Annotated in this window: 24 protein-coding genes and 1 tRNA gene; 4 read left to right on the top strand and 21 right to left on the bottom strand. The window is 68.0% G+C overall.

Features of this window, described 5'->3' with window-relative positions; all coding sequences use genetic code 11:
- Window positions 1-66 precede the first annotated feature (66 nt).
- A complete protein-coding gene (locus ACT9TC_RS02015) occupies window positions 67-654 on the top strand; it encodes a TetR/AcrR family transcriptional regulator (protein WP_458041790.1) in 588 nt (195 codons plus the stop codon).
- Between the two features lie 58 nt (window positions 655-712).
- Here ACT9TC_RS02015 and ACT9TC_RS02020 read toward each other — a convergent pair.
- The 7 genes from ACT9TC_RS02020 to ACT9TC_RS02050 all read right to left on the bottom strand — a co-directional run bounded on the left by ACT9TC_RS02020 (window position 713) and on the right by ACT9TC_RS02050 (window position 8,590).
- Window positions 713-784 (bottom strand) — tRNA-Gln (locus ACT9TC_RS02020).
- A gap of 79 nt (window positions 785-863) precedes the next feature.
- Window positions 864-2,399, bottom strand: coding sequence for a glutamate--tRNA ligase (gene gltX / locus ACT9TC_RS02025; protein WP_458041791.1), 1,536 nt, complete (start codon window positions 2,397-2,399; stop codon window positions 864-866).
- Window positions 2,400-2,624: 225 nt separating this feature from the next.
- Window positions 2,625-3,872: an MFS transporter gene (locus tag ACT9TC_RS02030; protein WP_458041792.1), complete on the bottom strand. Its 1,248-nt coding sequence runs from the start codon at window positions 3,870-3,872 to the stop codon at window positions 2,625-2,627.
- 9 nt (window positions 3,873-3,881) lie between these two features.
- Window positions 3,882-4,646, bottom strand: a complete 765-nt coding sequence (locus ACT9TC_RS02035) for a fumarylacetoacetate hydrolase family protein (RefSeq protein ID WP_458041793.1) — start codon at window positions 4,644-4,646, stop codon at window positions 3,882-3,884.
- 128 nt (window positions 4,647-4,774) lie between these two features.
- Window positions 4,775-5,896, bottom strand: a complete 1,122-nt coding sequence (locus tag ACT9TC_RS02040; RefSeq protein WP_458041794.1) for a branched-chain amino acid aminotransferase — start codon at window positions 5,894-5,896, stop codon at window positions 4,775-4,777.
- A gap of 77 nt (window positions 5,897-5,973) precedes the next feature.
- Window positions 5,974-7,020 (bottom strand): 3-isopropylmalate dehydrogenase, encoded by a 1,047-nt coding sequence (locus ACT9TC_RS02045; protein WP_458041795.1) that lies wholly within the window; start codon window positions 7,018-7,020, stop codon window positions 5,974-5,976.
- Complete coding sequence (locus tag ACT9TC_RS02050; RefSeq protein WP_458041796.1) at window positions 6,983-8,590, bottom strand: MFS transporter; 1,608 nt, start codon at window positions 8,588-8,590, stop codon at window positions 6,983-6,985. The genes ACT9TC_RS02045 and ACT9TC_RS02050 overlap by 38 nt, the downstream gene beginning before the upstream one ends.
- 88 nt (window positions 8,591-8,678) lie before the next feature.
- Here ACT9TC_RS02050 and ACT9TC_RS02055 point away from each other — a divergent pair, with 88 nt between their 5' ends.
- Complete coding sequence (locus ACT9TC_RS02055; protein ID WP_458041797.1) at window positions 8,679-9,224, top strand: TetR/AcrR family transcriptional regulator; 546 nt, start codon at window positions 8,679-8,681, stop codon at window positions 9,222-9,224.
- A 30-nt stretch (window positions 9,225-9,254) separates the two neighbouring features.
- On the opposite strand, the gene serA is transcribed toward ACT9TC_RS02055, so the two are convergent.
- From serA to ACT9TC_RS02125, 14 genes are all read right to left on the bottom strand, one after another.
- The gene (gene serA / locus ACT9TC_RS02060; protein WP_458041798.1) at window positions 9,255-10,844 is read right to left on the bottom strand and encodes a phosphoglycerate dehydrogenase; all 1,590 of its coding nucleotides are present in this window, start codon (window positions 10,842-10,844) and stop codon (window positions 9,255-9,257) included.
- A 242-nt stretch (window positions 10,845-11,086) separates the two neighbouring features.
- Complete coding sequence (locus ACT9TC_RS02065; protein WP_458041799.1) at window positions 11,087-11,422, bottom strand: bacitracin resistance protein; 336 nt, start codon at window positions 11,420-11,422, stop codon at window positions 11,087-11,089.
- Complete coding sequence (locus ACT9TC_RS02070; protein ID WP_458041800.1) at window positions 11,419-12,051, bottom strand: DNA polymerase III subunit gamma/tau; 633 nt, start codon at window positions 12,049-12,051, stop codon at window positions 11,419-11,421. The genes ACT9TC_RS02065 and ACT9TC_RS02070 overlap by 4 nt, the downstream gene beginning before the upstream one ends.
- 139 nt (window positions 12,052-12,190) lie before the next feature.
- Complete coding sequence (locus ACT9TC_RS02075; protein ID WP_458041801.1) at window positions 12,191-13,141, bottom strand: CAP domain-containing protein; 951 nt, start codon at window positions 13,139-13,141, stop codon at window positions 12,191-12,193.
- 386 nt (window positions 13,142-13,527) lie between these two features.
- A complete protein-coding gene (gene ilvC, locus ACT9TC_RS02080; protein WP_458041802.1) occupies window positions 13,528-14,553 on the bottom strand; it encodes a ketol-acid reductoisomerase in 1,026 nt (341 codons plus the stop codon).
- An 85-nt stretch (window positions 14,554-14,638) separates the two neighbouring features.
- Window positions 14,639-15,148, bottom strand: coding sequence for an acetolactate synthase small subunit (gene ilvN, locus ACT9TC_RS02085; protein WP_458041803.1), 510 nt, complete (start codon window positions 15,146-15,148; stop codon window positions 14,639-14,641).
- Between the two features lie 2 nt (window positions 15,149-15,150).
- Window positions 15,151-16,953: an acetolactate synthase large subunit gene (locus tag ACT9TC_RS02090; RefSeq protein ID WP_458041804.1), complete on the bottom strand. Its 1,803-nt coding sequence runs from the start codon at window positions 16,951-16,953 to the stop codon at window positions 15,151-15,153.
- 81 nt (window positions 16,954-17,034) lie between these two features.
- Window positions 17,035-18,753: a dihydroxy-acid dehydratase gene (ilvD, locus tag ACT9TC_RS02095; protein WP_458041805.1), complete on the bottom strand. Its 1,719-nt coding sequence runs from the start codon at window positions 18,751-18,753 to the stop codon at window positions 17,035-17,037.
- Between the two features lie 9 nt (window positions 18,754-18,762).
- The gene (locus tag ACT9TC_RS02100; RefSeq protein ID WP_458041806.1) at window positions 18,763-19,611 is read right to left on the bottom strand and encodes a trehalose-phosphatase; all 849 of its coding nucleotides are present in this window, start codon (window positions 19,609-19,611) and stop codon (window positions 18,763-18,765) included.
- On the bottom strand, window positions 19,608-21,056 hold the full coding sequence (locus ACT9TC_RS02105; protein ID WP_458041807.1) for an alpha,alpha-trehalose-phosphate synthase (UDP-forming): 1,449 nt from the start codon (window positions 21,054-21,056) through the stop codon (window positions 19,608-19,610). Before ACT9TC_RS02105 ends, ACT9TC_RS02100 begins: the two co-directional genes overlap by 4 nt.
- Window positions 21,057-21,103: 47 nt before the next feature.
- Entirely contained in the window at window positions 21,104-21,829 is a 726-nt protein-coding gene (locus ACT9TC_RS02110; protein WP_458041808.1) for a GNAT family N-acetyltransferase, read from the bottom strand.
- Between the two features lie 209 nt (window positions 21,830-22,038).
- A complete protein-coding gene (locus tag ACT9TC_RS02115) occupies window positions 22,039-23,244 on the bottom strand; it encodes an acetyl-CoA C-acetyltransferase (RefSeq protein ID WP_458041809.1) in 1,206 nt (401 codons plus the stop codon).
- A complete protein-coding gene (locus tag ACT9TC_RS02120) occupies window positions 23,241-23,894 on the bottom strand; it encodes a 3-oxoacid CoA-transferase subunit B (protein WP_458041810.1) in 654 nt (217 codons plus the stop codon). The genes ACT9TC_RS02115 and ACT9TC_RS02120 overlap by 4 nt, the downstream gene beginning before the upstream one ends.
- Before the next feature lies 1 nt (window position 23,895).
- Window positions 23,896-24,675 carry a CoA transferase subunit A gene (locus tag ACT9TC_RS02125; protein WP_458041811.1) on the bottom strand — a complete coding sequence of 260 codons (780 nt, stop codon included), beginning with the start codon at window positions 24,673-24,675 and terminating at the stop codon, window positions 23,896-23,898.
- Between the two features lie 195 nt (window positions 24,676-24,870).
- On the opposite strand from ACT9TC_RS02125, the gene ACT9TC_RS02130 reads away from it, so the two are divergent.
- Window positions 24,871-25,653: an IclR family transcriptional regulator gene (locus tag ACT9TC_RS02130; protein WP_458041812.1), complete on the top strand. Its 783-nt coding sequence runs from the start codon at window positions 24,871-24,873 to the stop codon at window positions 25,651-25,653.
- A 242-nt stretch (window positions 25,654-25,895) separates the two neighbouring features.
- Window positions 25,896-26,945 carry a zinc-dependent alcohol dehydrogenase family protein gene (locus ACT9TC_RS02135; protein WP_458041813.1) on the top strand — a complete coding sequence of 350 codons (1,050 nt, stop codon included), beginning with the start codon at window positions 25,896-25,898 and terminating at the stop codon, window positions 26,943-26,945.
- Window positions 26,946-26,952 lie beyond the last annotated feature (7 nt).

The following is a 26,952-nucleotide window of genomic DNA, read 5'->3' on the forward strand; positions in this document are numbered from 1 at the left end:
ATCAGCTTGGATAAGATAACACGCACCGTCTCGTCTGATCTGTCCGTTCATCGAAGGGTCACCGTCATGACGCTCCCCCGCAGCGGGCCCGTGCGCAGCGAGGCCGCGCGACAAGCGATCCTCGACGCTGCGACCCTGCTTCTGGCCGAGCGAGGCTATGACCATCTGACGATGGAGGGCATCGCCGCCACCGCGGGCGTCGGCAAGCAGACCATCTACCGCTGGTGGCCGTCGAAGGGCGCCGTGATCGCGGAGTGCCTGCTCGAGGGCAAGCTACTCGCGGGCCAGCTCCAATTGCCGGATACCGGAGACATCCGCCGCGACCTGACCGTGTGGTTGAACGAGATCTTCACGCTCCTTGAGACTCCTCAGGGTGAGTGCATCCTGCGCTCGCTGATTGCGGCGGCGGCAGAGTACGCCGAAGTGGGACGCCGCCTACGCGACAGCCTGTCGGGATCCGAGTCCGTCTCGGGGCGCCTCTTGCGCTCCATCGGCACGATGCCGAACCTGCCCGAGGGTGCGCCGGTCGAGCAGCTCGCCGAGGCGCTGATCGGCGCCGTGCTGCTCCGCGCGCTCAGCCGCGAGCCCATCCAGCCGGGCGACGCGGAGCGCTTGCTCGACGCGGTGCTCGGCTCGGAGCGAACACGTCCCTGACCTTCGGCCGGCATCGGCGTGCAACACGAAAGACCCCCGAAATCGAGAGACTTACTTGCTGGGGTACCTGGACTCGAACCAAGAACAACGGAACCAGAAACCGCCGTGTTGCCAATTACACCATACCCCACCGGTCACGATCGAAACCGTGCCGACGACCTAGTCTAGACGACCGCGAGGGCCCTTCCAAACCACCCCCGCATGCCCACCTAGTTCGAGCGGTGTGCGACGAGCGCGGCGAGCCGCTTGAGTGACTCGGCCTTGCCGAGCAGCTCCATCGACTCGAACAGGGGCGGCGACACGCGGCGCCCCGAGATCGCGACGCGCGGCGGCCCGAACGCGATACGGGGCTTCAGCCCCAGTCCCTCGACGAGCGCCGAATCGAGCGCCTCCTTGATCGCGGCGGCCCGGAACTCGCTCTCGGGCACCAGCTCGAGCGCACCGACCGAAGCTACGAGCACCTCGGCCGCGTTCTCGGGCAGCCCCGCGAGCGCATCATCGTCGTACGCGACCTCGTCGACGAACAAGAAGCCCAGCATCCCGGGCACATCGCCGAGCAACGGAATGCGCTCCTGCACGAGAGGAGCGGATGCGTCGATCAGCTCCCGCTCGCGGGTGGTTGGCGGTGTCGAGATCAGTCCCGCGGACGCCAGGTACGGCAGGATGCGCTCCGCGAAATCGGCGGGCTCCAGCATCCGGATGTGGTCGCCGTTGATCGACTCGGCCTTCTTCTGATCGAAGCGAGCCGGGTTCGGATTGACGTTGACGATGTCGAACGCGGCGACGAACTCGTCGAGCGAGAAGATGTCGCGATCGTGCGAGAGCGACCAGCCGAGCAGCGAGAGATAGTTCAGCAACCCCTCGGGGATGAAGCCCTTCTCACGCTGGAGAAACAGGTCGGCGCGGGGGTCGCGCTTCGAGAGCTTCTTGTTGCCGTCGCCGAGCACGAGGGGCATGTGGCCGAAGCGCGGGATGAACGTCGTGACCCCCGCGTCGATCAGAGCACGGTACAGCGACAGCTGCCGGGCTGTGGAGGGCATCAGGTCTTCGCCGCGCAGCACGTGGGTGATACCCATGAGCGCGTCGTCGACCGGGTTGACGAACGTGTACAGCGGGATACCACCGGCCCGGACGATCACGAAGTCCGGGAAGGATCCGGCCGGGAAGGTCACCTCACCGCGGATCAGATCCTCGTACGTGACATCTTCGTCGGGCACGCGCAGGCGCCAAGCGGGCTCGCGGCCCTCGGCACGGAACGCGGCCTTCTGCTCATCCGTCAGGGTGCGGTCGTAGTTGTCGTAGCCGAGCTGCTTCGCCCGGCCGTTGGCCGCGTTGCGCGCGTCGATCTCTTCGGCGTTCGAGAAACTCTCGTACACGGCGCCCGCGGCGATGAGCTTGTCGAGCACGTCGCGGTAGATCTCGTGCCGCTGGGACTGCCGGTAGGGCGCGTGCGGTCCCCCGACCTCGACGCCCTCGTCCCAGTCGATCTTCAGCCACCGCAGCGCATCGAGCAGCTGTGCGTAGCTCTCTTCGCTGTCGCGCGCGGCATCCGTGTCTTCGATGCGAAAGATCATCTTGCCGCCGTGATGGCGCGCGTACCCCCAGTTGAACAGGGCGGTGCGCACGAGACCGACGTGCGGAAGCCCCGTCGGCGAGGGGCAGAAGCGCACACGCACGTCCGGTCCCGTCGCGGTCGTGGTGGAGTAGGCGCTGGCGGGGGAAACGGATGCGGGGGCTTCAGACATGGCGACCTCAGCCTACCGGGGGGCCGTCCGCGCGGTGCTCGCACCCGGGCATCCGCGACTCCTCACGCCCCTCGCCTCGGATCACGGGGTCCACGGTGTGCCGTATTCAGTCTGTGCGTGTGGCCCCGATGCGGAGTGTGGCGGGATTCTGCGGAAGTGCCTCGGCCGACAAGTCGTCGAGACTGAATTATGAACGCGCTGCAGCGGGCACGGAACGCGGATGCCTCAGGCCACGCGGCCCCGTCGCCACATCAGACCGAGGCCAGCGACGACCGCCACGACGGCGACGATCGAGACGAACGCGAGCCCGCCGTAGCCGATCCACGCGAGCACGAAGCCCGCGCCGATCGCGCCGGCAGCACCGACGAGGTTCATCGCCAGGTCGCTGCGTCCCTGGCGCCGCGTGCGCAGGGGCTCGGCCGTCGCCTCGGTCAGCAGCGCCGATCCGGCAACTGTCGCAGCGCTCCATCCGATTCCCAGCAGAATCAGCGACACGGTGACCGCACCCGACACCTCGGACCACAGCCATGCCGTCAGCAGCGACGCGAGCAGCAGCGCCTGCCCGATCGCGATCGTCTGCAGGCGCCCGACCCGGTCGGCGAGGATTCCGAACACGGGGCTCAGCGCGTACATCCCGGCGATGTGCAGGCTGATCGTCAGGCCGATCACCGACAGACTCGCCCCGTGGTGCAACAGATGCACGGGCGTCATGGCCATGACCGCAACCATCACCCCGTGGCTTGCGGCAACCGCGAAAATCGCGAAGCGGGCCAACGTGGGCCGATCCGGATGCATCACGGCCCGGGTGCGCGCATCGTCGGTCAGGGCGTCCCGGAGCCGCGCGGCGAGCAGGAGCGGGTCCGGCCGGAGCGCCAGCAGATAGAGCACGATCGCGAGCAGCTGCGCGCCGATCGTGAAGACGTAGGGCCCCGTCAGCGTCGGCATGCCGAGCGCCCCGCCGAGCGCCTCACCCGGGCCCACGAGGTTCGGGCCGAGCACCGCGCCGATCGTCGTCGCCCAGACGACGAGCGAGAGGTCTCGCCCTCGGGTGGCATCCGTCGCCAGATCCGCGGCCGCGAAGCGTGACTGCAGGTTCGCCGCGGTTCCCGACCCGATCAGCACGAAGCCGACCAGCAGCAGCGGGAAAGACCGCAGCGCCGCCGCCGTGATCACGACCGCGACGCCCGCGAGCGCGATCACCATGCCCGAGGCGAGCGAGATCCGCCGTCCCCGCCGACGAGCGAGCGCGGCCAAGGGCACCGCGAGCGCGGCCGACCCGAGCGTCAGCGACGCGGTCGCCAGGCCCGAGAGCGAATCGTCGCCCGACACGTCGGCCGCGAGCAGCGCGCCGAGCGAGATCGTGGCACCGAGGGCGAGCCCGCCGAGCACCTGCCCCGACGCGAGCACGAGCACGGTGCGGCGCTGGACCGCCGCGATGTCGGTGGGTGGCGCCGCGGCAACGGGCTCAGACATCCGCTCGTCCTACGCGTCGCGCACGGGGTTGCGCAGCACGCCGAGGCCCGAGATCTCGACCTCGACGACGTCACCGGCGACGACCGGACCGATACCGGCCGGTGTGCCTGTCAGAATCACGTCGCCGGGCAACAGCGTGAAGACGGCCGAAGCGTAGGCGATGATGTCGGCGACCGAGTGGATCATGTCGGTCAGCGGGGCGCTCTGCTTGACCTCGCCGTTCACGCGCGTCTGCAGGGTCGCTGCTGCGGAGTCGAAGTCCGTCTCGATGGCCGGTCCGAGCGGGCAGAACGTGTCGAACCCCTTGGCTCGCGCCCACTGCCCGTCGCTCTTCTGCAGGTCGCGGGCGGTGACGTCGTTGCCGAGCGTGTAACCGAAGACATAGTCGAGAGCGGATGCCGCGGGCACATTCTTGGCGATCCGACCGATCACGACGGCGAGCTCGCCCTCGAAATCCGTCCGGCTCGACTGCGGCGGGCGGACGATGGAGTCGCCGGGGCCGATCACCGAGGTGTTGGGCTTGAGGAACAGCAGAGGCTCTGCGGGTGCTTCGCCGCCCATCTCGGCGGCGTGGTCGTGGTAGTTCTTGCCGACGCACACGACCTTGGACCGCGGGATGACCGGGGCGAGCAGCGACACCTCGCCGAGCGCCACGCGCTCCCCCGTCGTGCCGAAGCCGGCGAACATGGGGTCGCCCTCGAGCACGACCAGATCGGTCCCGTCGACGATGCCGTAGCGGATGGTTTCTTCGTGGCTGAAACGTACGATCTTCACCGGTTCAGCCTACTGGCGACGGTTTACAGGTTCGTCGTTTCGTCTCCTCGCTCCGCTCGTCGCTCAACGACCGGGAGCGAGCCTCGGTCGTTGAGCGAGCACAGCGAGACGAAACGACGCCAACCGAATCAGGCGTCGAGGCGCAGCATCCAGCCGTGGCGGTCTTCACGACGGCCGTACTGGATGTCGGTCAGCTCTTTGCGGAGCGATAGCGCGAGCGATCCCGCGGGCTGCTCGTCGAAGAAGTTGCGCCCCTTGAGGCCACCGATCGGTGTGATGACGGCGGCCGTGCCGCAGGCGAACACCTCGACGATGTCGCCGGATGCCACACCCTCACGCCATTCGGCGAGCGAAACCGACCGGCCGACGACCTTGTGCCCCCGGTCTTCGGCGAGCTGCAGGATCGAGTCGCGTGTGATGCCCTCGAGGATCGAGTCCGACATCGGCGTGACAACGGTGCCGTCCTTGTAGACGAACACGACATTCATGCCGCCGAGCTCTTCGACGTTGCCGTCCTGATCGAGGAAGACGACCTGGTCGCAGCCGTTCTCGTACGCCTCGGCCTGGGGCAACAGGCTCGCGGCGTAGTTGCCGCCGGTCTTGGCCGCTCCGGTACCGCCCTTGCCCGCGCGCGCGTAGTCCTCCGAGAGCCAGATCGTGACGGGCTTCACCCCACCCGGGAAGTACGCCCCCGCGGGCGAGGCGATGACGTAGTAGTTGACCTTGTTGGCGGGACGCACACCGAGGAATGCCTCCTTGGCGAACATGAAAGGGCGCAGGTACAGGCTCTGGTCCGGGGCATCCGGAACCCACGCACCGTCGACCGCGATCAGTTCGCGCAGCGACTGGATGAAGTACGACACGGGCAGCTCGGGCAGCGCCAGGCGCCGCGCGGAACGCTGCAGCCGACGACCGTTCTGGTCGGGTCGGAACGTGTGGATCGAGCCATCCGCGTGCCGATAGGCCTTGATGCCCTCGAAGATCTCTTGCCCGTAGTGCAGCACGGATGCGGCGGGGTCGAGGCTGATGGGTCCGTAGGGCTGCACGCGCGGGCGGTGCCAACCTCCGCCGACCGACCAGCAGACGTCGACCATGTGGTCGGTGAAGTGCACACCGAAGCCGGGGTCCGTGAGGATCTCGGCGCGCTGGTCGGCGCTCTTGGCTCGGAGATTACGCGAAACGAGGAACGGGAGCGGCGCGAGGCCCGCGTCGGGGTCGTTGCCCGTGTTGGCGTTGTCGAGAAGAGTCATGTCAGTCCTGCCGGTCGAAGGTGGGGCGGCGCGTCCCGAAACCCTGAATATCTCAGGCTACAGCGGGCGCATTCTGATTACAGCCGAGCCGTGATCGCGTCGCCGACGGCGCTCGTGGTGCGGAATCCGCCGTCGCGGCCCGCGATGTCGGCCTCGACCGCGCGGGTGACGCGGGCGGCCTGCTCGGTGAGTCCGAGGTGATCGAGCAGCAGAGCAACGGAGAGGATCGCCGCCGTCGGGTCGGCCTTCTGCTGCCCCGCGATGTCTGGCGCCGATCCGTGGACGGGCTCGAACATCGACGGGAATGCGCCATCCGGGTTGATGTTCCCGGAGGCGGCGAGACCGATGCCACCGGTGATCGCTCCGGCCAGATCGGTCAAAATGTCGCCGAACAGGTTGTCGGTGACGATCACGTCGAAGCGGGACGGGTTTGTGACCAGGAAGATCGTTGCCGCATCGACGTGCAGGTAGTCTACGGCGACATCCGGATGCTCCGCCGCAACCGCCGCCACCACGCGCTGCCAAATCGACCCGGCGTATACGAGCACATTCGTCTTGTGCACCCAGGTGACCTTCTTCGACCGCTTCTCGGCCAGGTCGAACGCGTACCGGACGACCCGCTCGATACCGAACGCGGTGTTGACAGACACCTCGGTCGCGACCTCGTGCGGGGTGCCCGTGCGGAGCGACCCGCCGTTACCGACGTAGGGGCCCTCGGTGCCCTCGCGCACGACGACGAAGTCGACGGCGCCGGTATCCGCGAGCGGTCCGGGGACGCTCGGGTAGAGCTTGGACGGACGCAGGTTGACGTAGTGGTCGAGTTCGAACCGGAGCTTCAGCAGCAGGCCGCGCTCGATATTCGCGTTCTTCAGGCGCGAGTCGCCCGGCACTCCCCCGACGGCACCCAGCAGGATCGCGTCGTGCGCCGCGATGCTGGCCAGATCGTCGTCGGTCAGGGTGTCACCGGTCTCGAGGAACCGCGCGGCGCCGAGCGAGAAGTGCGTCTTCTCGAACGAGACATCCGTTCCCGCGACGGCCGCGTCGAGGACCTTCTCGGCCTCGCCGACGACCTCGGGTCCGATCCCGTCACCGGGTATGAGTGCCAGCTTCACGACGCGCGTCATTGCTCAAATGCTCCTGGGGTGCGGTGGGTCGGGATGCTCCCAGGGTAGTGGCCGCGATCACCGCGGCGATCACGATCAGCAGCGCACCGATCAGCGAAGTGATGACAACACCCCCATCGAAGGCGTGAGCCGCAGCGGCACGCAGGCCGTCGGCGATCGGCGCGGGTAGCCCCTCGGCCGACGCCATGGCGCCCGCGAGCGTTTCGCGCGAAGCATCCGCCGCGTCCTGGGTGAGGCCCGGAGGCAGCAACAGGTTGGCACGGTAGTACGCCGTGAGGATGCCTCCCATGATCGCCGTGCCGAGCACCGCTCCGAGCTCGTAGGCCGTCTCGGACACGGCAGACGCCGCACCCGCCTTGGCCGGCGGAGCGTTCCACAGGATCAGTTCGTTCGAGACCGTTTCGGCCATGCCGATGCCGGCGCCGAGCGACATGAACGCCACGGTGAGCATGGCAAGCGACCCGTCACCCGCGGTGAGGGCGACGAGGAGGTAACCGAGCACCGAGAGCCCGAGGGCCGCGGGAACCAGAACCCGCGGGGCGAGACGGCGGGCGAGCGGCACGACGCCGAGGCCCGCGATCACCATGACCACCAGGCCGGGAAGCAGGGCGATGCCCGCGTCCATCGGGCTGAGCCCCAGGACCAGCTGCAGGTGTTGGGCGACGAAGTACAGGAAGCCGACCAGGCCGATCACGCTCAGCAGGTTGACGAGGATGGCACCGCTGAACGCACCGCGACGGAACAGCGACATGTCGAGCAGCGGCGTTTCGAGCCGCAGCTGACGGCGGACGAACAGCACCGCGAGCAACAGGCCGACGCCCGCCAGCGGCAGCGCGGGTCCCGCGAAGCCTTCGACGGCCAGGGACTTGATCGCGGCGACGAACGGCACCATGGCGCCGAGCGACAGGAGGATGCTCAGGAGGTCGATACGGCCCGGGTGCGGGTCGCGGCTCTCGGGCACGAGAATCGGCGCGAGCACGAGCAACGGCAGCAGCACGGGCACGGCGAGCAGGAACACGGAGCCCCAGGCGAAGTGCTCGAGCAGGAACCCTCCGACGATCGGGCCCAGCGCCATCCCGGCGCTGAAGCCGGCCGCCCAGATCGCGATGGCCAGGCGGCGCTGTTCGCGGTCGCGGAAGATCGTACGCAGCAACGACAGCGTCGCGGGCATGAGCATGGCGCCGAAGAAGCCGAGGCCGACGCGGGCCGCGATCAGCAGTTCGGCGGACGGCGCGAAGGCTGCGGCGATCGAGAGAACACCGAATCCGGATGCGCCGATCAGCAGCATTCGACGGCGACCGAATCGATCACCGAGCGAACCCATCGTGACGAGCAGGCCCGCGAGGACGAGCGGGTAGGCATCCACGATCCAGAGCTGCTGAGCGCTCGTCGGCTCGAGATGCAAGGCGATCTGAGGCAGCGCGAAGCTCAGCACCGTGTTGTCGACCGAGACGAGCAGCACGGGCAGCATGAGCACCGCGAGGGCCGTCCACGCGCGGGGCCCCGCTTTTCCGCTCATCGCCAGCGGGGTCGTGTCGGCGTGCCGTGACGCCGCGAATTGTGTAGCCATTTTCCGTTCCGTAAGTAAACCGTCTAGCCGGTACAGTAACAGACGTGGACAAATTTTGGCTGGGCAATCACTGGGTACGATCGAGCGCATGAGCCGACCCCCTCACGCCCGCGAAATCGTGCTCGACGCCTACGAATCGCTGCTCATCGGCGAAGGCGAGCGAGCAGCGACGATGGACGCCACGGCAAAAGCGGCCGGGGTCTCGAAGGGCGGACTTCTCTACCACTTCGCGTCGAAGGACGCCCTCGAGGCGGGCGTCATCGAGCGGCTAGACGCACTGGTGGACGCGGATATCGAGGCCATGACGAGCGCCACCGAAGGGCCGATCGCCTACTTCCTCCGCACGTCCGTGATGGAGAACGATCCCCTCGACCGGGCCATCCTCTCCACGTCGCGTCTCGCGCAGGGAGGCAACGCGTCCGCCAGCGCGGCGCTGCGCCGCATCCGGGAGCGGTGGGGCGACGCGCTACGTCCGCATACCCATAACGCGGCATCCCTCGACCTCGTGATGCTCGTGAGCGACGGCCTCTACTTCAACAATGCGCTCGAGGGTGGCAACATCCCGGGTCCGGTCCCCCGCGGCTCCGAGATGGACGCGCTGATCGCCCTGGTCGAGGCCTCCGCCCGCGCCTGAGCCCGCCCACCCTCGCCGTTCCCGACGCACTCAGGCCTCGGTGATCTCCAGCTGCACCAGCAGGTCGGCCTGAATCGCCTCGCGCACCTCGTCGAGCAGCTCCTCGGGCACGCGCGAGTCGACCGTCAGCACCGACAGCTGCGCTCCGCGCTGGCTGCGCGCCACCTGGAGCCCCGCGATGTTGATGCCGGCATCACCGAACTTCTGACCGTAGATCGCGACGATCCCGGGGCGATCGGTGTACAGCATGACGATGTGGTGCTGAGCGATCGGCACCTCGATCTCGTAGTCGTTGAACCCGACGATCTTCTCGACCATGCGTGTGCCCGAGAGGGTGCCCGACACCGCCAGCACGGTGCCGTCCGCGAGCGTTCCGCGGAGGGTCGTGATGTTGCGATAGTCCTCGCTGACCGGGTCGACGATCAGGCGGGTCTCGATCCCTCGCTGCTCGGCGAACAGGGGCGCGTTGACGTACGACACGTTCTCGCTGACGATGCTCGTGAAGATCCCCTTCAGCGCCGCGAGCTTGTAGACGCTCACGTCGTAGGCCGCGAGTTCGCCCCGCACCTCGATGTCGAGGTTCGTGAGCGCCGCGTGCGACATGCCGCTGAAGACCTGACCGAGCTTTTCTACGAGCGCGATACCGGGCCGGACGAACGGATCAATCACGCCGCCGGCCACGTTGACCGCATCCGGAACGAGGTCTCCCTCGAGGGCGAGCTTGACCGAGCGCGCGACCGATACGCCGGCCTTCTCTTGCGCCTCATCCGTGGAGGCGCCCAGGTGCGGCGTGACGACCACGTTCGCCAGGGCGAGGAGCGGCGAGTTCTTCGGGGGCTCTTCGACGAAGACGTCGAGACCCGCGCCGGCGATGGTACCGGCCGAGAGAGCCCGGAACAGGGCGTCCTCGTCGATCAGGCCACCGCGGGCGACGTTTACGACGTACGCCGTTTCCTTCATCATGGCGAGCTCGGCATCGCCGATCATGCCCGTCGTCTCGGGCGTCTTCGGCATGTGGATCGTGATGAAGTCGCTCGTGCGCAGCAGCTCTTCCAACGACAGCAGCTCGACGTGCAGCTGCTGGGCGCGCGCGGGTGTGACATACGGGTCGTAAGCGACGACGCGCATGTCGAACGCCTGCAGGCGGGCGGCGATCAGGGCGCCGATGCGTCCGAGCCCGATGATGCCGACGGTCTTCTCATATAGCTCGGTGCCCGTGAAGCTGCTGCGCTTCCACTGTCCCTCGGCGAGCGACGCATGCGCCGCCGGGATGTTGCGGGCGAGGCTCAGGATGTGCCCCACGGTCAATTCCGCAGCCGACACGATGTTCGAGGTCGGCGCGTTGACGACCATGACACCGGCCGTGGTGGCCGCCTTGATGTCGACGTTGTCGAGCCCGACACCGGCCCGCGCCACGACCTTCAGCACGGGCGCTGCCGCGAGGGCCTCGGCGTCGATCTGCGTAGCCGAGCGCACCAGCACGGCACTCGCGTCGGCGAGAGCGGCGAGCAGCGCCGGGCGGTCGGTGCCATCGACGTGGCGGACGTCGAACTCCGGACCGAGCGCGTCGATGGTGGCGGGCGAAAGTTCTTCGGCGAGCAGGACGACGGGCTTCGTCACGGTGTTCCTTCGTGTTGCGCTGTGTTGCGTGCGCGCACGCGATGTTGTCTGCGCGCGGCACGTGGCGGTTCTTCGACCCCGTGCTCAGCGCGCGGGAGTCTTGTGGGCCGCGCCGCACGCCTGCGATACAACGGGGCGAGGCGAGAAAAAGCCTATCGGCTCCGAACGCGCGCCTTGTGCGTGTGACGTCCGTAGAAGGTCATCGTGACGCAGTTGACTCACATCGAGACGAAACGGATGCCTCAGGCGACGAGGGACGACGTGTTCAAGCTCGTATAGGCGATGACGTTGAGCCAGAACACCGCGACGAGTCCGAGTCCGCTCAGCAGCACCAGGGCGTATATCGCAACGCCGCGTCGGTAGCTGAGAGCGAACGACACTGCGAAGGCGATCACGGGGAACAGGATCGCGAAGATCCAGATGAGCCAGCCGAGCGCATTCAGCCCGATCTGCGCTGCCTGAATCGTGTTGCCGACCGCCTGCCACAGTGCGTAGGCATAGAAAAGAGCGAAGAAGCCGCCGATGGCGACGAGAATCCAGGTGGGTGTCCGGGTCGTCCGGACCGAGGCATCCGTCATCGTCCCACTGCTCCGATCATGAGAAACGGCCACGGGATGAGCAGCAGCACCCCGAGCGCCAGCCACAACCAGCGCATCCAGGAACGCGTCTTGCGGGTGGCGAAGAGCGTCGTGGCGAACCAGATCAGCGGCGCGGCAGTCGCGAGCCAGAGAGCGCCCTGGTACATGAAATCAACTGAAGCAAGCGGATTCACGTCTTCGTTCCGTGCTTGTACTCGCAGTCCGCCCACGAGCCAGCCGATTGCGAACAGCAGGTACACGCCACCGAGCACGCCGATCGAGACCAGGGCCACGGTGCCGAGCCCCTCCGGTTCGGGCTCTGCGTCCGTGGAGACGGATGCTTCGGGCATCGAGGCCTCGGGAGCGTCCGTCGCGACGGGGCTGTCCGTCGCGGCGGGGGTGTTCATCGCGGCAGGGTCATCCGTGTTGGGCGTCGGCAGGGGCGGAGCGGCAGGAGCCGGCGGCCCACTGTGCGCAACGCTCCCGCTCCCCCGGCCGACCGGGGTCCAGCCGTCGGGCAGCGACGCAGGGTCGGTGACCGGGTCATCCGCGGCGGCCGGAGCCCCCGTGTCGAGCGTGGGGTCGTCGTCGCCGCCCCAGCTGAGGGCGTCCTCATCGCGTCGCGCCATGACCCCAGGGTAACCCGGCATGGCCGCGCCGACTCCGCCGACTGCACGCCCCACGCGCGAGTGCACGGCTTCGGTGCGCGACAAAATCCGTGCGCTCGGTCTGATGTCGTGCGCTCGCGGAAGGACGGCAGACGGGAGGCTAAGCGCTGGCGTCGCGCTCGACGCCAGGATCGGGCCCGGCGATGGCACGGCGTTGACGTAACCGAGACACGGTCCACGGCCACAGGGCGGCGATCGCGGCCGCGACCGTGAACGCCCCGAAGGCGACCCACGGCCCGGCGGTGGAGAGAGGCGCCGATTCGGATGCCTGGGGCCCGGGCGTCGGGGCCGAGCTCACCGCGTGGGTCGGCGAGGGCGCGGGCGACGGCGTCATGACCGCCGCGGCCTTCTGTTCCGCCTCAGCGGCCTCCGCAGCGGCAGCCTCGTCAGCCGCGGCGGCAGCGGCCGCATCGGCCTGATCGGCGGCGGCCTGGTCAGCCGCGGCTTGTTCGGCGGGCAACGGCTCGGCCGGGACTGGGGCCGGAGCAGCCGGAGCCGCGGGGGCCGGGGCGGGCGCCGCGGGGGCCGGCGCAGGAGCGGGCGGAGCCGGAGCGGGCAACCCGCTGCCCGGGTAGTTCGCGAAGACCTGTACGGCCCAGGTGGTGCCGTTGGCCTCGATCAGCGCCGTGCCGATGTCGGTGAAGTTGCCGAGGATGTTCGCGCGGTGCCCGGAGGAGCTCATCCAACCGTTGTGCACGGCGGCCCCGCTGCCGTAGCCCTGCGCGACGTTTTCACCCCATCCGCGCCACCCGCCGGGTATCTGTGATCCGACCGACGGGTTGTGCGAGAGCGTGCCGCTCGCTGCCATTTGGTTGGCCCAGTTCAGCGCCACCGCGTCGAGCGAGCCGTTACGGACGAGTCCTCCGAGCCCATTCTGTGCTCGCGCCTGGTTCGCCAGAGAGACGATCGTGCCCTCGTCGTACGCTGTGGCGGGGCTCGCCGCTCCCCCGACTCCGAGCCCCAGCACGAGAGCCGCCGTCACCATGAGGCGGGCGAAGACCGCCTTCCCCCGCCAGAGGGCACGGTTCGTTTGACGGTCGAGATCGCGCATGCATTGACGCTAGGCGACGATCGGGCTCCTCGACCGCTTCCGCGCCCAGGCGTTGAGTCGTGTCGGCTTCCCGCGATGGGGTTGCGCGCGGTGAATGTAAATCTGAGAGGAATCTCGCGGCGGGACGACCCGGATCCGGGCTTTACGCGGCATCCGCCGCACGGATTTCCTTTCAGATTTACGCGCCAACGGCCGGAGCAGGGATCCGGCGCTCCCTTCGACAAGCTCAGGGGCCGTCGACGAAAAAGGCCCGGCCGCCACACCCCGGGTTGCGGGGGCGTGACGGCCGGGCTCAGTCGAGCCTGGTGGGACGACTGGTCTGTGTGCGTCAGGCGGTGCGGCAGCTACGTTTCGTCTCGCTGCGCTCGCTCAACGACCGACAAGTGTCAGCGCGCAGCGCTGCCCTCGGTGTAGTCGGCGTCCTGCTGCTTCCACGCGAAGAGGGCGCGCAGCTCGCGGCCGACCTCTTCGATGGGGTGCTGGGCACCCTTTTCGCGGAGCGCGAGGAACTCGGGGGCTCCGGCATCCTGGTCCGCGATGAACCGCTCGGCGAACGCGCCCGACTGGATGTCTCCGAGAACGGCCTGCATGTTCTCCTTGACGCTCGGGTCGATGACGCGGGGGCCCGAGACGTAGTCGCCGTACTCGGCGGTGTCGGAGACCGACCAGCGCTGCTTGGCGATGCCACCCTCCCACATGAGGTCGACGATCAGCTTGAGCTCGTGCAGCACCTCGAAGTATGCGATCTGCGGCTGGTAGCCGGCCTCGGTGAGGGTCTCGAAGCCGTACTGGACGAGCTGCGAAACACCACCGCAGAGCACGGCCTGCTCACCGAACAGGTCGGTCTCGGTCTCTTCCGTGAAGGTCGTCTTGATGACGCCCGCGCGGGTGCCACCGATGGCCTTGGCGTACGACTTGGCGATATCCCAAGCCTGGCCCGAGGCATCCTGCTCGACGGCAATGATGTCGGGGATACCGCGACCCGCGACGAACTCGCGACGCACGGTGTGGCCGGGGGCCTTCGGCGCGACGAGGATGACGTCGACGCCCTCGGGAGCCTGGATGTAACCGAAGCGGATGTTGAAGCCGTGCGCGAACGCGAGGGTCTTACCGGCGGTCAGGTGCGGGGCGATCTCGTTCTTGTAGATGCCGCGCTGGTGCTGGTCGGGCGCGAGAATCATGATGAGGTCGGCCCACTCGGCAGCCTCGGCCACAGTCTTGACGGGGAATCCGTCTTCCGACGCCTTGGGGGCCGACTTCGACCCCTCCTTGAGGGCGATGACGACCTCGACGCCCGAGTCGCGCAGGTTCTGGGCGTGGGCGTGGCCCTGCGAGCCGTAGCCGACGATCGCGACCTTCTTGCCCTGGATGAGCGCGAGGTCGGCGTCGGAGTCATAGAACATCTCGGCCATAAGTGTGGTTCTCCTTGATATGTGTTGTCGTCGTTTCGTCTCGCTACGCTCGCTCAACGACCGGAGCGAGGCAGCGGGGTCTGTGTCAGCCGCGCAGGACGCGCTCGGTGATGCTCTTGCCGCCACGACCGATCGCGAGCAGGCCCGACTGAGCCAGCTCCTTCACGCCGAACGGCTCGACGGCGCGCAGGAACGCGTCGATCTTGCCGTGGTCGCCGGTCACTTCGATCACGAGAGCGTCGGTCGAGTAGTCGACGACCGAGGCGCGGAAGAGGTTCACGACCTCGATCACGTTCGACCGCGTCGAGTTGTCGGCGCGCACCTTCACGAGCATGTGTTCGCGCTGGACGGATGTCGAGAAGTCGAGCTCGACGATCTTGATCACGTTGATCAGCTTGTTGAGCTGCTTGGTGACCTGCTCGAGCGGCAGCTCTTCGACGTCGACGACGACCGTGATGCGCGAGAGACCCGGCACCTCGGTCACGCCCACGGCGAGGGATTCGATGTTGAATCCTCGGCGCGCGAACAGGCCGGCGACGCGGGTCAGCAGACCCGGCTTGTCCTCGACCAGCAGGCTCAGTACGTGCTTGCTCACGATCAGTCCTCCTGTCCGAATGCCGGCGAGTGCTCGCGTGCGTACTGGACGAAGCTGTTGCTGACGCCCTGCGGCACCATCGGCCACACCATCGCGTCGGCGCTCACGACGAAGTCGATCACGACCGGACGGTCGTTGGTCTCGAGGGCGAGCTTGATGGCGGCGTCCACGTCTTCTTCCTTCTCGACGCGGATGGCGAGGCATCCATAGGACTCGGCGAGCTTGACGAAGTCGGGGATACGCACAGTGCCATGGCCCGTGTTGAGGCTGGTGTGCGAATAGCGGCCGTCGTAGAACAGCGTCTGCCACTGGCGCACCATGCCGAGAGACGAGTTGTTGATGATCGCGACCTTGATCGGAATGTTGTTGATCGTGCAGGTCGCGAGCTCCTGATTGGTCATCTGGAAGCATCCGTCACCGTCGATCGCCCACACGACACGCTCGGGTTCGGCAACCTTCGCGCCCATCGCGGCGGGAACCGAGTAACCCATCGTGCCGGCACCGCCGGAGTTCAGCCAGGCGTTCGGACGCTCGTACTTGATGAACTGCGCCGACCACATCTGGTGCTGTCCCACGCCCGAGGCGTAGATGCCCTCGGGACCGGTCAGCTCGCCGATCCGTTGGATCACGTACTGCGGCGCCATCAGGCCATCCGTCGTCGGCGCGTAGCCCAGGGGGAACTCTTCGCGGAGCCCGTCGAGGTACGACCACCACTCCGAGATGTCGGGGGTCGTCTCGGCAGCAGCCGCGGCGTAGGCGCCCTCGAGGTCGATCAGCACGTCGCGCAGGTCCCCCACGATCGGCACGTCGGCGGCACGGATCTTGCCGATCTCGGCCGGGTCGATGTCGACGTGTACGACCTTGGCGTTCGGGGCGAACAGCGCGGCCTTGCCGGTTACACGGTCATCGAACCGCGCGCCGAGCGAGACGAGCAGGTCGGCCTCTTGCAGCGCGAGCACCGCGGGCACCGTGCCGTGCATGCCGGGCATGCCTAGCTGCTGCTGGTGGGAGTCGGGGAAAGCGCCGCGAGCCATGAGCGTCGTGACGACCGGCGCACCGGTCGCCTCGGCCAGGCGCAGCAGTTCGGCGGACGCCTTCGAGCGGATCACACCACCGCCGACATAGAGCACCGGTTTCTTGGCCGCTGCCAGCAGCTGCGCAGCAGCCTGGATCTGCTTGCCGTGGGCCTTCGTGACCGGGCGGTACCCGGGCAGGTCGATCTTCGGCGGCCAGATGAAGGGTGCCTCGGCCTGCTGGGCGTCCTTCGTGATGTCGACGAGCACGGGACCGGGGCGACCGGTGCCCGCGATCTCGAACGCCGAGGCGATCGCGGCCGGGATCTCTTCGGCCTTCTTGACCAGGATCGAGTGCTTCGTGATCGGCATCGTGATGCCCACGATGTCGGCCTCTTGGAACGCATCCGTTCCCATCAGCGTGCTGAACACCTGACCGGTGATACAGACGATCGGCACCGAGTCCATGTAGGCATCGGCGATGGCCGTGACGAGGTTGGTCGCGCCCGGACCGGACGTCGCGATGGCGACACCGATGCGTCCGGATGCCGAGGCGTAACCCTCGGCGGCGTGACCAGCACCCTGTTCGTGGCGGACGAGGATGTGGCGCAGATCGGTCGAATCCATGAGCGGGTCGTAGACGGGCAGGATGGCTCCACCCGGCAGCCCGAACACGTCGGTGACGCCGAGCAATTCGAGGGAGCGGACGACCGCCTGCGCACCCGTGAGCACGGGCGCGGACGCGGTGCGAGCGGGCGGCCGGGGAATGGCCGTGGCAGATTCGGCGGGCATGGTGAGAATCCTTGCGATCGGAATGACTGTGATGAATCGCCGGCAGAGGACCGACGAGACGCCGCATCCGTCGGACGCGGGCTATCCCGTAACCGCGCCCTCCGCGGCGGAGTGCACGAGCTTGGAATATTTGGCCAGAACGCCTCGGGTGTAGCGCGGGGGCAGCGGTTCCCAGCCAGAGCGGCGGGAGCTGAGCTCAGCGTCATCGACGAGTAGGTCGAGAGTGCGAGCCGCGATATCGACCCGTATCAGATCACCATCGCGCACGAAGGCGATAGGACCTGCGTCCACCGCTTCGGGTGCTATGTGGCCGATGCAGAGGCCGGTTGTGCCGCCTGAGAATCGTCCGTCCGTCAAGAGTAGTACATCTTTTCCGAGCCCGGCACCCTTGATGGCGGCGGTGATCGCGAGCATTTCGCGCATTCCGGGGCCACCCTTCGGGCCCTCGTAGCGGATGACCAGGACGCTGCCCGGGGCGATGTCACCCTGCTCGAGCGCGTCCATCGCGGCGCGCTCGCGCTCGAACACGCGCGCGGGGCCCTCGAAGACACTGGCGTCGAACCCGGCGGTCTTCACGACCGCGCCCTCGGGGGCGAGCGATCCGTGCAGGATCGTGATGCCGCCGGTCGCGTGGATCGGGTTGTCGAACGTGTGGATGACCTTGCCATCGACCGGGTCGGGGTCGAGGTCGGCGAGGTTCTCGGCGAGCGTCTTTCCCGTGACGGTGAGGGCGTCTCCGTGCAGCAGACCCTCGTCGAGCATCGCCTTCATGACGACGGGGATCCCGCCGTGGCGGTCGACATCGTTCATGACGTACTGCCCGAACGGCTTCATATCGGCAACGTGCGGCGTCTTGTCGCCGATGCGGTTGAAGTCGTGCAGCGTGATGTCGACGTCGGCCTCGCGGGCGATCGCCAGCAGGTGGAGCACGACATTCGTCGAGCCGCCGAGCGCCATCGCCAGCGCGATCGCGTTCTCGAAAGCCTCTTTGGTCAGGATGTCGCGGGTCGTGATACCGAGGCGCAACAGGTTGACGACGGCCTCGCCCGAGCGGTGCGCGAAGGCGTCACGACGGCGGTCAGCCGAGGGCGGCGCGGCCGAACCCGGCAGGCTGAGCCCGAGAGCTTCGGCGACGGACGCCATCGTGTTGGCCGTGTACATGCCGCCACAGGCACCCTCACCGGGAGCGAAGGCGCACTCGATGCGCTTCAGGTCGGCTTCGCTCATCTTGCCGGCCAGACACGCGCCAACGGCCTCGAACGAGTCGATGATCGTGATGTCCTTCTCGGTGCCGTCGCTGAGCTTGACCCAGCCCGGTGCGATGGAACCGGCGTAGAGGAACACGCTCGAGAGGTCGAGGCGCGCGGACGCCATGAGCATGCCGGGGATCGACTTGTCGCAGCCGGCGAGCAGCACACTGCCATCGAGGCGCTCGGCCATCATCACGGTCTCGACCGAATCGGCGATGACCTCGCGCGAGACGAGCGAGAAGTGCATGCCCTCATGGCCCATCGAGATGCCATCCGACACCGAGATCGTGCCGAACTGCAGCGGGTAACCGCCGCCCGAGTGCACGCCCTCTTTTGCACCCTGTGCCAGGCGATCCAGGCTCAGGTTGCAGGGGGTGATCTCGTTCCAGCTCGACGCGATGCCGATCTGGGGCTTCTCCCAATCCGCGTCGCCCATCCCGACGCCGCGGAGCATTCCGCGGGAGGTCGTGGCCTCGATTCCGTCTGTGACGACGCGCGATCGGGGCTTGATGTCGACGGGGGAATTGTGTGACGGGTCGTACGGAGCCATCCTGCCAGTCTATTCCCGCGAGGCCGACCGCATCCGCGCGAGGGTCGACAACACTCCGGCCAGTTCTTGGGCGTCTGCGACACGTGCGCGAGCGGATGTCTCGCCCGGCCCGACGCGCACGCCCAGGTCGACTTCGGTTAGCTGAGCGATCGCGTCCTCGTCCGTCACGTCGTCGCCCGCGAAGAACACCGCCGTCGCGCCCGTGACCTCTCGCAATGCGGCGATCGCGGCATCCTTCCCCGCATGACTCGTCGAGAACTCGAGGATGTCCTGGCCCGTGCGGCGCCGCCAACCCGGGGCGCGCTCGACCACGAGTGCATCGATCTCGCGTGTTGCCCGCGCGGCGTCGTCGGGCGTGCTGAGGCGCGAGTGCAGCGCAAACCCGAAGGCCTTGTGCTCGATCCATGCACCGTCGATGTCAGCGACGACGGCGTCCGCGGCCGCCCGGACAGCGTCGGCGTCCACGTCGTCTTGCCCGTCGAGAGGAGTTCCGCTCGGCGAGAGGACTCGCTCCGCCGCAGAGTCCTCTTCCGCCGCCGAAGTCCTCGCGTCGCGCGAATGGGCCGGGTACCAGAACTCGGCACCGTGCGATCCGGCCAGATAGATCCGCGAGTCGTCGGCGTGCTCGCCGATGACGCGAAGGTCCGCGAGCATCCGTCCCGAGACAAAAGCCACGATCGTGTCGGGCAGCGCCGCGAGTTGCGCCACGGCATCCTTCGACACGGGTAGGGCACGCGCCTTCATCGGCTCGTCGATGAGGGGTGCGAGAGTGCCGTCGAAGTCCAGCGCGACCAGCAGGACGGGTGTTGCGGCGAGCTTCTCGAGCTCCACCGTCAGATCGCTTGTTTCGGCGCTCACGCGGGTGCCACCTCTCTCGGGGCCGGTCCCCGGTCTCGTCGGCGTGCGGCGTCGAGCGCCGCGACGAAGCTCTGCGACCACGCCTCGACGTCGTGTTCGAACACGCGGCGACGGAGCGAGCGCATCCGGCGGCCCTGTTCGGCACCGGGCATTTCGACGGCACGCATGATCGATTCCTTCAGCCCCTCGATGTCGTGCGGGTTGATCAGCAGGGCGCTGCCGAGCTCGTCCGCGGCTCCGGCGAACTCGCTCAGCACGAGCACACCGCGGTTGTCGATGCGCGAGGCGACATATTCCTTGGCGACGAGGTTCATGCCGTCTCGGAGAGCCGTCACGAGCATCACGTCTGCGGCGAGGAACAGCGCGACCATCTCTTCGCGGGGATAGCCATGGTGCAGATACCGGATGGCCGTGTGGCCCATCGTGTCGAACGTTCCGTTGATGCGCCCGACCGTCAGCTCGATCTCGTCGCGCAGTTGGGCGTAGGCGACGACTCGCTCGCGGCTCGGGCTCGCGACCTGGACGAGCGTGACATCGGAGGTATCGAGCTTGCCGTCGGTCAAGAGCTCACCGAACGCCTTCATCCGGTGCCGGATGCCCTTGGTGTAGTCCAGGCGATCGACGCCGAGCAGGATCTTCCGCGGATTGCCCAGGCCCTCGCGAATCTCTCTGGCGCGAGCCTGCACCTCGGGTGAGCGGGCAAGCTCGGCATACGACTCGGCATCGATCGAGATCGGGAAGGCCTTCGCGAGCGCGATGCGGGTGCGGCCATCGCCGACAGGCACCGAGATCCCCGAAGCCTTGGTGTCGTACCGCAGCTGGCGCCGCACGGCGCGGGCGAAGTTTCCGGCATCCGCGACGCGCTGGAACCCGATGACATCCGCTCCGAGCAGACCTTCGAGCACTTGCTTGCGCCACGGCAGCTGCGAGTACAGCCCATATGCCGGGAACGGGATGTGGTGGAAGTAGCCGATCGTCAGGTCGGGGCGCAGCTCGCGCAGCATCTTCGGTACGAGCTGCAACTGGTAGTCCTGCACCCAGACTGTCGCGCCTTCGGCGGACACGGCGGCGGCGGCCTCGGCGAAGCGCCGGTTGACGCGAACATAGGCCTCCCACCACAGGCGGCTGTAGCGAGGTGCCGCGATCACGTCGTGATACAGCGGCCAGATCGTGTCGTTGGAGAACCCCTCGTAGTACAGCTCGACGTCGTCCGCACTGAGCGCGATCGGCACGAGGTGGGTGCCGTCGAATTCGAAGGGTTCCAGCTCGAGCTCTGCCTGACCGGGCCATCCCACCCATGCGCCATCGGCACGGCGCATCATCGGCTCGAGGGCCGTGACCAGTCCTCCCGGTGAGCGCCGCCATTCACCGTCCTCGGCGCGGTCGACAGGCAGTCGATTGGCGACGATGACAAAGTCGGCGCGATCGGGCAGATCGGTCGTCACGGGGGCCTCTCACGAGCATCGGGACGGGCAGGCGTGCTTCCTCCAGGTTATCTGGCGCTTCGCGCGAGGGATGTGTCGCGAGACTTCGGATGGCTGAGGAACCCGAACCGAATTGTCAACCAGGGGCGCGGAGCTCGGACCTTGGGTAGCGTGGGTCCATGCGCAAGTACCTCTTCGGCACAGGCCTTATCTCTGCGGTCACCGGCGGCATCACCCTGATGCGCGGTTCGCGTGACAGCGAGTTCACTTGGCGCGAGGCACTGGCGTGGCTCAACTGGCTGATCACCGCGGCACTTGTCATCGGTGCGATCGTGGACACGCAACGCGCATCTCGCGGCCACACGATCGCCGACGACTCTCCGGTTCACGGCAAGGAAGAGAAACTCCTCAAGAAGCGTCTGCGTAAATAGCACCTTCGCAGCGCCCCGCTCCCGCGCCCACCGCTCGACATGCCCCATCAGGGCACGCCCGACACCTCCGCCGCGCGCCGCCGGATCGACGTACAGGTCTTCGAGGTAGACGTACAGGTCTTCGAGGTAGACGTCGGGAACGCGTGACCAGGTCGCCGAATGCGTCAACCAGCGCACGATCCCGACCGCCCAGCCCGAGGCATCCCGTGCCATCGCTCCGTACATCGCCTCGTCGTCGTTGATCAGCCGACCAAAGGTGAACGCCGTGACCTCGTCGGGAACGGATGCCTCGTAGAACGCGATGTAGGCGTTCCACAGGTCGAGCCACTCGGCGTGGTCGTCGGCGCTGATCGGTCTGATCACGGGTCCCGCGTCTGTGCTGCTGACTCCGGCAGACTACGCACCCCGCGCCCCTCGTTGCACCGAGAGCGCCGCTTGGCGCACCGAGAGCGCCGCTTGGCGCACCGAGAACACCGCTTGGCGTCGAAATCGCCGCGTATTCCCCGCCAACAACCGGCGCGCTCGACGCTAAGGGGCGATCTCGCGCCCCGACCGCGGCCGAGATGTTCGGCTCAGAGCGTGAGGATCAGTGCCTCGCCCTGTCCGCCGCCGCCGCAGAGCCCGACCGCAGCCGTGCCGCTCCCCCGCCGCCCGAGCTCGTGCACGGCGTGTACGACGAGCCGCGCGCCGGACGCGCCGATCGGGTGCCCGATGGCCATGCCACCGCCATGAATGTTGACGACGTCATCGGCGAGCCCGAGCTCGGCCTGCGAGCGCACCAGCACGGCACCGAATGCCTCGTTGATCTCGACGACGTCGAGGTCGGCCGGCGTCAGCCCCTGCTTCTCGAGCGCCTTCGCAATCGCCCGGGCGGGCTGCGCGTGCAGCGAGTTGTCGGGCCCAGCGACCTGGCCGCTCGCGCCGACGACGGCGAGCACGGGCCATCCCTGTGCCTCGGCGTGGGCGCGGTGCGTCAGGACCACGGCGGCCGCGCCATCCGAAATCTGCGACGAGTTGCCGGCGGTGATCGACCCACCCTCGGCAAACGCGGGTCGGAGCCGTCCGAGCGTCTCGACGGTCGTGTCGGGACGGATGCCTTCATCCGCTGACACGAGCACAGGATCGCCGCGCCGCTGTGGCACCTCGACCGGCACGATCTCGTCGACGAAGACGCCTGCCTCGGTCGCGGCCGCCGCGCGCTGATGGGATCGGGCGGAAGCGGCATCCTGCTGCTCGCGGGTCACCTCGAACCGCTCGTTGTGGCGCTCGGTCGACGCGCCCATGCTCTCGTTGTCGTACGCGTCGGTCAGGCCGTCGAGCGCCATGTGGTCGAGCACCTCGACGCTGCCGTACTGCCAGCCATCGCGCGAGCCCATCAGCAGGTGCGGCGCGCGGGTCATCGACTCCATGCCGCCGGCCACGACGACATCGGCGTCGCCGACCCGGATCATGCGCGCGGCATCGATGATCGCTGTGAGACCCGACAAGCAGACCTTGTTGACGGATGACGCCGGCACATCCCATCCGATGCCCGCCGCGAGCGACGCCTGACGTGCGGGGTTCTGGCCCGACCCGGCGGGCAGAACCTGACCGAGCACAACGGCGTCGACGGCGTCCGGTGCGATGCCGGCCTTCTCGAGCGCGCCGCGGATGGCGAAACCGCCGAGCTGGGACGCGGTGAACGACGCGAGCTGGCCTTTGAGTCGGCCCTGCGGGGTACGGGCGGCGGCGACGATCACGATGTCGTCGGCGTGTGGGTCCTGCGTCGGGGCGCTCATGCCTTCTCCTCCAGTGCGGGTGAAACGGTCAGGGGTGGCTCGGTCGCCGCTATCACCTCGGCCACGGTCACCCCCGAGGCCACCTCCACCAGCACGAGTCCGTCGGGGGTGACGTCGATCACGGCAAGGTCCGTGATGATCCGGTCGACCACGCCGCGCCCGGTGAGGGGCAGTGAGCACTCGTCGACGATCTTCGCCGAACCATCCTTCGCGACGTGCTCCATTAACACGATGACCCTCGCGGCGCCGTGGACGAGGTCCATCGCGCCGCCCGGCCCCTTGACCATCTTTCCGGGGATCATCCAGTTCGCGAGGTCCCCCGTGCGCGAAACCTGCATCGCGCCGAGCACTGCGACGTCGATCTTGCCGCCGCGGATCATCCCGAAGCTCGTCGCCGAGTCGAAGAACGAGGATCCCGCGAGCGTCGTCACGGTCTCTTTTCCGGCGTTGATCAGGTCGGGGTCGACATCCGCGTCCGCCGGGTACGGGCCGACGCCGAGGATGCCGTTCTCGGACTGCAGCACGACCGTGACGTCGTCCGGCACATAGTTGGGGATCAGGGTCGGCAACCCGATCCCGAGGTTGACGTACGAGCCATCCGTCAGCTCGGCGGCGGCACGCGCGGCCATCTGCAAGCGATCGAGAGCCATGTCAGTTCCCTTCCGAACCGGCGCGCACCGTGCGACGCTCGATGCGCTTTTCGATGTCGGTGCCCACCTCAAGAATGCGGTGGACGTAGACCCCGGGCAGATGGACCTGGTCGGGGTCGAGCTCGCCGGGCTCGACGAGCTCTTCGACCTGGGCGATGCAGACGCGCCCGGCCATCGCCGCGAGGAGGTTGAAGTTGCGGGCAGCCTTGTTGAAGATCAGATTGCCGTGTCGGTCGCCGCGGAGGGCGTGGACGAGCGCAAAGTCGGTCACGATTGCCTCTTCGAGCACGTGCTCGCGAGGCACACCATTCACGTCGAAGACGCGGACATCCTTCGGCGGGGACGCGACGGCGACTCCGCCCGAGCCGTCATAGCGGCGCGGCAGCCCGCCCTCGGCGACCTGCGTGCCGACGCCCGTCTGCGTGTAGAACGCCGCGACGCCCGAACCACCCGCGCGCAGCTTCTCGGCGAGCGTGCCCTGCGGGGTCAGCTCGAGTTCGAGTTCGCCCGAGAGGAACTGCCGCTCGAACTCCTTGTTCTCACCCACGTACGACGACGTCATCTTGCGGATGCGGTGGGCGTTCAGCAGCACACCCAGACCCCAGTCATCCACGCCGCAGTTGTTGCTGACGATGCTGAGATCCGTCGTGCCCTGCGCGAGCAACGCCTCGATGAGGGCGATTGGATTGCCCGAGAGCCCGAACCCGCCGACGGCGAGAGATGCGCCGTCCGGGATGTCGGCCACGGCCTCGGCCGCGGTTGCCACCTGTTTGTCGATCACGCGTCACTCCTTTGTTTCACGTCCGGCTTGTCGAACGTTCGGGCACACATACTGGGCGATTTGGTGTGTCCACGATTCGGACAGATACTGCGGATGCATCCGCCGCCCGATTCCCAACTACAGCCTGTCGACCAGCTCCACAAACGGCAATCGGTGCCTTGCGATATGGATGCCGTGGCCTATAACGTCCACATTATGAACACCTCCACGGTGCCCGGCGCCCAGGCGATCGGCCGGGCGGCGCACCTGCTGCGCCTCGTCACGGCCACCGGCACGAGCGGTGCCCCGACCGCCGACCTCGCGCGCCGCGCCGACCTGTCGCGTTCGACGGCGCATCGACTGCTGTCCGCCCTGCGGGCCGAGGGACTGGTCGATCAGGACGCCACCACCGGACGATGGATGCCCGGGCCCGAGCTCTATCTGATGGGAACCGTCGCCGCAGCCCGGTACGACATCACGACCCTGGCGCGCGACATCGTGCGCTCACTCGCGGTCAAGACCGAAGAGAGTGCGTTTCTGTCCGTGCGGCGGGCCGACGAGACCGTGTGCCTACTGCGCGAGGAGGGGGCCTTTCCCATCCGCTCATTCGTGCTCAGCGAGGGCGTCCGTTTTCCGCTCGGCGTCGCCTCCGCCGGGCTCGCGATCCTGGCGTTCCTGCCCGAACCCGAGGTCGACGCATACCTCGACCGCCACCCCGACCTGGACGAATCGTGGGGCCCGACACACCGCCTCGACCCGCTCCGCACGCGGCTGACCGAAACCCGTGACCGCGGCTATGCCGTCAACCCGGGCCTGATCGTCGAGGGCAGCTGGGGCGTCGGCGCCGCGGTGTTCAACCGAGCGGGGCATCCGGAGTGGGCGCTGAGCCTGACGGGGGTTCAGTTTCGTTTCGGCCCGGATCGCCTCGCGGGCTTGGGCCGCACCCTGCTCGCGCACGCCCACCAGCTCTCGACCCGCATCGCCGCCGCGGGACGCTGACCCTCCGCCGGCGCCCGCGGCGCGAGGGTGCCTATTTCACGCCCGAGAGTTCCCGTTCCGCCACCCGAGAGTTCCCGTTCCGCCACCCGAGAGTGCCCGTTCCGCCACCCGGGAGTGCCCGTTCCGCAGTCCGAACGGGCACCCTCGCGCCATGGGACAAGCACCCTCGCGCCATGGGACAAGCACCCTCGCACGCGGAATGGGCACCCTCGCGCCCCGGACCCACGCCGTAGGCTGAAACCATGCGTGCAACGACGATCCATGCAGCCGGTGATGTCCGAATCGAAGAGGTGCCCGACCCCGTGCTCAGCTCGGGGCGTGACGCGATCGTCCGCATCGTCGCGGCCTGCGTGTGCGGCTCGGACCTGTGGAGCTACCGCGGCGTGCGGGCCCCGAAGCCCGGCTCGCGCATCGGGCACGAGTTCGTCGGCGTCGTCGAGGCGATCGGAGACGATGTCGAGAACGTCGCCGTCGGCGATTTCGTCATCGCGCCGTTCTACGACTGCGACATGACCTGCGTGAACTGCCGCAACGGCGTCTCCACCTCATGTCTCGAGCACTCCTGGTGGGGCTCGCGCGATCACTTCGGCGACTTCGCCGACGGCGCCCAGGGCGAATTCGTCCGTGTGCCGCACGCCGACGGGACGCTCGTGAAGACCCCCGAGTATCCGTCCGACGACCTGATCCCCCATCTGCTGACGCTGTCGGATGTCTTCGGCACCGGCCACCACGCCGCGCTGTCCGGCGGGGTCGGTCCCGGCAGCACGGTCGTCGTTATCGGTGACGGCGCGGTCGGCCTCTGTGCCGTGCTCGCCTCGAAGCGTCTCGGCGCCGAACGCATCGTGCTGATGTCACGGCACGAATCGCGCCAGGCGCTCGGCCGCGAGTTCGGCGCGACCGATGTCATCGCCGAGCGCGGCGACGAGGGCATCGCCGCGGCGAAGGCCCTGTTCGACGACATCGGCCCCGACGCCGTGCTCGAGTGCGTTGGTACCTCCGAGAGCATGGACCAAGCCATCGCGACCGTCCGCCCCGGCGGCACTGTCGGGTTCGTGGGCGTTCCCGCCGAGGGCAACTCGGTGCCGGTCGGCGCCCTGTTCGGTGCCAACATCGCTCTGAGCGGGGGCGTCGCGCCGGTCCGCAACTACATCGAAGAACTGTTGCCGGATGTCTGGAGCGGCCGTCTTCAGCCCGGTCGCGTCTTCGACCTCACCCTGCCGCTGGCCGAGGTCGCCGAGGCCTATGCCGCGATGGACGAGCGCCGCGCCATCAAGGTCCTCCTGAAGCCCTGATCGCGCC

Source organism: Microbacterium sp. HM-570, from assembly GCF_054165885.1.